We start from the raw sequence: 6,000 nt of genomic DNA on the forward strand, positions 1-6,000 counted from the left end.
CGGGCCGCCACGAACCGGGACAAGCCGTGACCTTCGGCCGTAAGATCCGGGCCATGACCGAGCGGCCGCTGTCGATCGCTTACTCGCCGTGCCCCAACGACACGTTCGTCTTCCACGCGTGGACACACGGCATCCTGCCGGGCACGCCCGCGACGACCGTCACCCACGCCGACATCGACGTCACCAACCACCTGGCCGGCAGCGACCGGTTCGACATCATGAAGATCTCCTACGCGGCGCTGCCCGGCTTCCTGGACCGCTTCGCGCTCGTGCCCTGCGGCGGCGCCCTCGGCCGGGGCTGCGGCCCGCTGCTGGTCGCCCGCCCGGCGGGCACGGTGGAGCGGCTGCATGAGGCGGTCGTCGCCGTGCCGAGCGAGCAGTCCACGGCGTACCTGCTGCTGCGGCTGTGGGCGGAGCGCGCCGTGCCCGGCGGCTTCGGCGGCATCGTGGTCATGCCGTTCCACGAGATCATGCCCGCGGTCCGCGACGGCAAGGTCGACGCCGGCCTCATCATCCACGAGGCCCGCTTCACCTATCAGTCCTACGGCCTGCGGGAGCTGGTCGACCTCGGCCGGTTCTGGGAAGAGGACACCGGCCTGCCGATCCCCCTCGGCGCCATCGTGGCCCGCCGCGACCTCGGCGCCGGACGCATCGACGAGGTCGCCGGCGCGATCCGGGCGTCGGTGCGGCACGCGTGGGCGCACCCCGACGCGTCCCGGGACTACATCCGGCAGCACGCGCAGGAGATGGCGCCGGACGTGACGGCGCAGCACATCGCCCTGTACGTCAACGGGTTCACCGAGGACCTCGGCGACGACGGCCTGGCCGCCGTCCGCGCGCTGCTGGACCGGGCCGCCGCGGCCGGACTGTGCCCGGCCGTGCCGCCCAGCTCGCTCGACACGGTACAACCGATCCGCGTGCCCTGAAGCAGTCCCGTTCCACCGACCCGGAGGTACCCCCGCACATGAAGCCGTCCGTCGTGCGCCCGCTCGCCATCGCCGGCGCCGCCGTCCTCGCCCTGATCGTCTACTTCATCGCCCGTTCAGCCGCCGGTGACCTGGTGGTCAAGTCCGGCGGCAGCGAGCAGACGGTCAGCGCCGTCGCGGTCGTCGCGACCGTCGTCATCGCCGGCCTCCTCGGCTGGGGCCTGCTCGCGCTGCTGGAGCGCTTCACCGCGAAGGGCCGCACGATCTGGACCGTCATCGCGGTCGTGTTCCTGGTCCTGTCGCTGCTCGGCCCGCTCGGCGGCACCGACGCCGGCACGAAGGTCTCGCTCGCACTGCTGCACCTACTGGTCGGCGCCGTGATCATCACCGCGTTCACCCGGACGTCGCAGCGCACCTGACCGCGCACCGGTCCGGGGCCGCCCCGGACGACCGCCCGGCCGGCACGTCGAAGACCGAAACGCGATGGGACGCCCTGATGACGCCGCAGCCCGCCGAACTGGACCGCAGCACCGGCACCGTGCCGGCGCGCGGCGGACCGCCGCTGCTGCCGGACGTCGAGTCGGTCGCCGTCGTGATGGTCACCGGCGCCCCCGGCACGGGCAAGAGCACCCTGCTGCGGGCGCCGGCCGGGGCCGGTGTGACGGTGCTGTCCGCGACCTGCACGGAGGCCGGCGCCGCGGTCGAGTTCGCCGCGGCGCGGCAGCTGCTGCCCGTGCAGCCGCGGTCCGGCACCCAGCCGGCACCCGCCGACGGCGGTCATCGCACCGTGCTGCACCTGTACCGCCGCGCGCTGGGCCTGCTCCAGTTCGGCCCGGTGCGCCTCGTCCTCGACGACGCCCACTGGTGCGACAGCGCGACCCTGCGCTGGCTGCACTACCTCCTGCGGCGCTGCACCAACCGGCCGCTGCAGGTCGTCCTCGCCGTCGAGCCCCGCGAGCACCCCGCCCTCGACCCGCTCTTCTCCGACATCCTCGGCGGCCCGCGGCAGCGGATCCTCGACCTCGACGCGCCCGAGCACGCCGGCGCCGAGCCGCGCACCGACCGGCTGCGCCGCTTCCTCAGCCGCCAGCCGAACCTGCTGCGGGTCGCCGTCGCCGCGGCCGCCCTCCAGCAGACCGACGCCGACCTGGTCGGCGCGCTCGCCGGGCTGCCGCCGCAGCTGACCGTCGCCCGCCTCGCGACGCTGCGCAACACCGGGGTGCTCACCGGCGACCCCGACCGGCCGGTGCCACCCGCCGTCGCCGAGGCGCTGTCCGGCCTGCTCCCCGCCGACGAACTGCAACGGCTGCGGCGCCGGGCGGCGCACATGCTCAACGACGCGGACGCGCCCGTGCGGCACATCGCCGAGGTGCTGCTGGACCTCGACGACCTCGACGAACCCTGGATGCTCGAACGGCTCCGCGAGGCCGCCACCCTCGCCTACGCGCACGACGCGCCCGCCGCCGTCCGCATCTGGACCCGCCTGCTCGCCGCGCAGCCGCAGTCGCCGGACGCCGCCGTCGACCTGGCCGTCGCGCTGCTCAACGTCGACCCGTCGGCCGCGCTGGTGCACGCCCGGCAGGCGCTGCCACGCACCGGCGACGCCCGCACGAAGGCCCGGGCCGTGGTCTGCCTGGGCCTCGCCGCGCTCGTCACCGGGCGTGAGCCGACGGCGCCGTACCTGCTGCACGACGCCATGGAGACGCTGCGCCGCGCCGCCGGGAACATGCCCTCGCTGCGGGACCGCATCCAGCTCTCGGCCGTCGAGTCGACGCTCGCCGCCAACGCCGTCATCGGCGGCGCCACCTTCCACACCGTGCGCTCCCGCATCGGCGACTCGCCCGTCGGCGTCGCCGGGGCGTCGTCCAGCCACCGGATGCTCGCCGTGCACGCGCTCGCCACCGCCTACGAAGGCGTCGAGGTGGAGCAGGCCACCCGGTACGCCCGGCTGGTGCTGGACCGCCCGGTGACCGGCGACAGCTGGGCGCCGCTGACGGCGACACGGGTGCTGCTGATGGCCGACGACACCGCCGGCGCCCTGACCGCGGCGAGCCGGCTGGCCGCGCACCACCGCGACCGCGGCGAACCGTGCGCCGAGGCCGTCGCCCGGGCGACCTGGGCGCGGATACTCCTGGAGATCGGTGACCTCGAGGCCGCCTGGACCGAGGCGACCACCGCGCTGCGGCTCGCCGGCGACGGCGAGTGGGGCGCCGCGACCTGGTCCGCCCAGACGATCATCTCGCTGATCAACAGCTCGCAGGCCCGGATCCTCGCCGCCGAGCAGGCGCTGGAGCCGATGCAGGAGCGCACCTCCGACATGCCCCTGTGGGAGCAGGTGCAGGCGGTCGGGGCGACGGCGTTCGCCGCGTACTGGGGCCAGGACCACGACCGGGCACTGCAGCGGCTGCGCGCCTGCGGCCGGCTCCTCGAGGAGGCCGGGGTGGGCAGCCCGGCGTTCAGCAGCTGGTGGCTGGACGAGATCATCATGCTGGCGATCCGCGGCCAGCGGGCCGAGGCGCACCTCCGGCTCGAGCAGGCCGAGGAGCTGTGCCGCCGGTGGCGGACCCCGCGCACGGCGGGCATGGCGCTGCTGGCCCGGGCCGCGCTCACCGCCGAGGGCCCCAACGTCGAACTGCTGCTCGGCGCCCTCGCCGAGCTGGAGCGCTCCCCCGCCCCGCTGCACCAGGTGAAGGCGCAGCTGATGCTCGGCCGCACCCTGACCGTGCTGGGCGACCGCGCCGCCGCCCGCCGGCACCTGCGCGACGGCATGGTCCTGTCCAACCGTCTCGGCTACACCATGCTGGCCGCACACTGCCGCAACGTGCTCAGCTCCGCCGGCGGCCGCACCGGCACCGAGCTCGCCGCGTGCGGTGAACTGTCCAGCAGCGAGCGGGCCGTCGCCCGCCTGGCCGCCGGCGGCGCGACCAACCGGCAGATCGCCGAGGAGCTGTTCATCTCCATGCGAACCGTCGAGTTCCATCTCACCAACGTCTACCGGCGCCTCGGCATCCGCCGCCGCGACGCCCTGGCCGGCATCGTCGAGGCGACGCCCCTGTCCCGCCGGACCACCACCGTCGCCACAGCCCCCACCGACGGGAGCGCATCATGACCGCCGCCACCCGGTGGCGATCCGCGCCCGCCGCCGCGGACCTGGGCGTCGCCGCACACGCCGAGGCACTCCCTGCCGCCGCAGCTGGCGACCCCACGGCGCTGATCGCCGCCGACGGGGGTGCGTCGTGACCGCGCCGACCCGCACCGCGACCACCGCCACGCGGTGGAGATCCGCGCTTGCTGCCGCGGGTCGGGGGGTTGACGCGCACACCGAGGCGCTCCTTGCCGCCGCCGCGGCTGGGGACCCTGCGGTGCTGGTGGCCGCCGCGGCGGCCGGGGACCCGGCGGTGCTGCTGGCCGCGGTGCGTCGCTGCGGGCCGCACCCTGACCTCGACAGGCTCAACGCCGCGTGCCGGGAGGTGCGGCGCGACCGGGTCGCCGAGCGGCTGGCGGATCTGTCCGGCCCGCAACTGCGCTGGCTGCGGGTGCGGGCGCTGCTCGGGCCGGGGGTGCCGGAGCGCCTCGCGGGCCGGCTCACGCACGGGCTGCCCGGTTGCCCTGGGCTCGACCCCGCCGATCCGCTCGTCGCCGAGGTGGTGCTCACCGCGATGGACAGCACCGAACGGGCGGCGCTGCGCCGGCACACCGCCGAGGCCGCCCACGACAAGGGCCTGCCGCCGGTGCTCGTGGGCCGGCTGCTGTCCGCGACCGGGCCCGGCTGGCCGGGCTGGGCGCTGGACGCGTTGCTGGTCGCTGCCGCGTCCGCCCGCGCCGAACGCCGGTGGGAGGCGGCGGCGGCGCTGTACAGCCGGGCCCTGTCCGAGCCGATCGGCGACGAGGCGCGGCTGGCCACCCTCCTGGCGCTCGGCGACGTGCAGCTGAGCTGCGCGCCGGAGGCCGCCGACCGCACGTTCCGCACGGTGCTGCGGACGGCACCCGACAGCGCGGTCGCGGCCCGGATCGCGGCCGCCGACCGGCTCCTGGTCCGCGGCGACGACGAGGCCGCGCGGCGCGAGCTGGCCGCCGCCTACCATCACGCGCCCGCGACACAGCCATCCTGGACCGGCACCGCCATCGATCCCACCGCGGCACCACCGCCATCGGGGACCGGCACCGCCGCCGGTCCCGCCACGGCGCCGCCATCGCGGACCGGCTCTGCCACCGGTCCCGCCGCAGCGCCGCCGTCTCGGGCCGGCACCGCCACTGGTCCCACCGCTGAACGGGCGGCGTTGGCGGCGTTGTACTGGTTGGCGGCCGACCGGGCCGGCATCCCGCCGGAGCTCACCTGCGACCGGGTGCCGGCGCCGGGCGGCGCCACCGTCGACTCCGCCGACCCGGCCGGGCGTGGCGTCATGGCGTGGCGCGAGGCGGTGGCGGGCGAGGACCTGGACCGGGCCCGCAGGCACGCCCTCGCCGCGCTCGACCCGGAGGCAGGGGTCGTGGTGCCGGCCGCTGTACAGGTGGCGGCGGCTCGCACGCTGACCCTCACCGAGGACTTCGCCACGGCCGAGCACCGGCTGAACGGGCTCGTCGAGGCGACCCGGGGGGCGGGCTCCGCCGCCTGGCCGCTCGCCGCCAGGGCCGAGCTGTGGCTGCGCACGGGCCGCCTCGACGACGCCGAACGCGACCTGCACGACCTGCGCCAGTGCCTGCCGGAGCAGTCCTGGCACGCCGGCACCCTGCCCCGGCTGCGGGCGTTGCAGCTCATGCAGCTGCTGGCCACCGGCCGGCGGCGGAAGCTCCGTGCGGTGCTCGACGCGCCGCTGCCGCCGGGCTGCGAGCGCGGCATCGCCTGGGCGCAGCTGCTCTACGCCCGGGCGTTGGCGGAGGCCGCCGACGGTCAGGTCGACGCGGCCGTGGGGATGCTGCACGAGTGTGGCCGCCGGTGCCTGGCCGCCGGGTACCGCAACCCGGCCCTGCTGCCGTGGCGCTAATCTGCGTCGATGCGGAAGTCGATGTCCGGGTCGACGCCGGCCGATCGGTTCGGCGGGCTGTCGACGCCCGTGGTCGACGCCCTGTTCGC

5 protein-coding genes are annotated in these 6,000 nt (G+C 76.3%); all 5 read left to right on the top strand.

Annotated elements, in window-relative coordinates; genetic code table 11:
• The first annotated feature begins 53 nt into the window (after positions 1-53).
• The 5 genes from ABZ321_RS56860 to ABZ321_RS56880 all read left to right on the top strand — a co-directional run bounded on the left by ABZ321_RS56860 (position 54) and on the right by ABZ321_RS56880 (position 5,911).
• Complete coding sequence (locus tag ABZ321_RS56860; RefSeq protein ID WP_354905228.1) at positions 54-926, top strand: 1,4-dihydroxy-6-naphthoate synthase; 873 nt, start codon at positions 54-56, stop codon at positions 924-926.
• A 38-nt stretch (positions 927-964) separates the two neighbouring features.
• Positions 965-1,345 carry a DUF6069 family protein gene (locus ABZ321_RS56865; protein WP_344506562.1) on the top strand — a complete coding sequence of 127 codons (381 nt, stop codon included), beginning with the start codon at positions 965-967 and terminating at the stop codon, positions 1,343-1,345.
• Positions 1,346-1,422: 77 nt separating this feature from the next.
• Positions 1,423-4,035 (top strand): LuxR C-terminal-related transcriptional regulator, encoded by a 2,613-nt coding sequence (locus ABZ321_RS56870; RefSeq protein WP_354905231.1) that lies wholly within the window; start codon positions 1,423-1,425, stop codon positions 4,033-4,035.
• On the top strand, positions 4,032-4,166 hold the full coding sequence (locus tag ABZ321_RS56875; protein ID WP_354905234.1) for a hypothetical protein: 135 nt from the start codon (positions 4,032-4,034) through the stop codon (positions 4,164-4,166). The genes ABZ321_RS56870 and ABZ321_RS56875 overlap by 4 nt, the downstream gene beginning before the upstream one ends.
• Entirely contained in the window at positions 4,163-5,911 is a 1,749-nt protein-coding gene (locus ABZ321_RS56880; RefSeq protein WP_354905237.1) for a hypothetical protein, read from the top strand. The genes ABZ321_RS56875 and ABZ321_RS56880 overlap by 4 nt, the downstream gene beginning before the upstream one ends.
• The last annotated feature ends 89 nt before the right edge of the window (positions 5,912-6,000 follow it).

The organism is Dactylosporangium sp. NPDC006015 (assembly GCF_040614215.1).
Classification (GTDB): Bacteria; Actinomycetota; Actinomycetes; order Mycobacteriales; family Micromonosporaceae; genus Dactylosporangium; species Dactylosporangium maewongense.

Coding starts and splice junctions, on each gene's coding strand:
- ABZ321_RS56860 (WP_354905228.1), top strand. CDS start 54: ATGACCGAGCGGCCGCTGTCGATCGCTTACTCGCCGTGCCCCAACGAC.
- ABZ321_RS56865 (WP_344506562.1), top strand. CDS start 965: ATGAAGCCGTCCGTCGTGCGCCCGCTCGCCATCGCCGGCGCCGCCGTC.
- ABZ321_RS56870 (WP_354905231.1), top strand. CDS start 1,423: ATGACGCCGCAGCCCGCCGAACTGGACCGCAGCACCGGCACCGTGCCG.
- ABZ321_RS56875 (WP_354905234.1), top strand. CDS start 4,032: ATGACCGCCGCCACCCGGTGGCGATCCGCGCCCGCCGCCGCGGACCTG.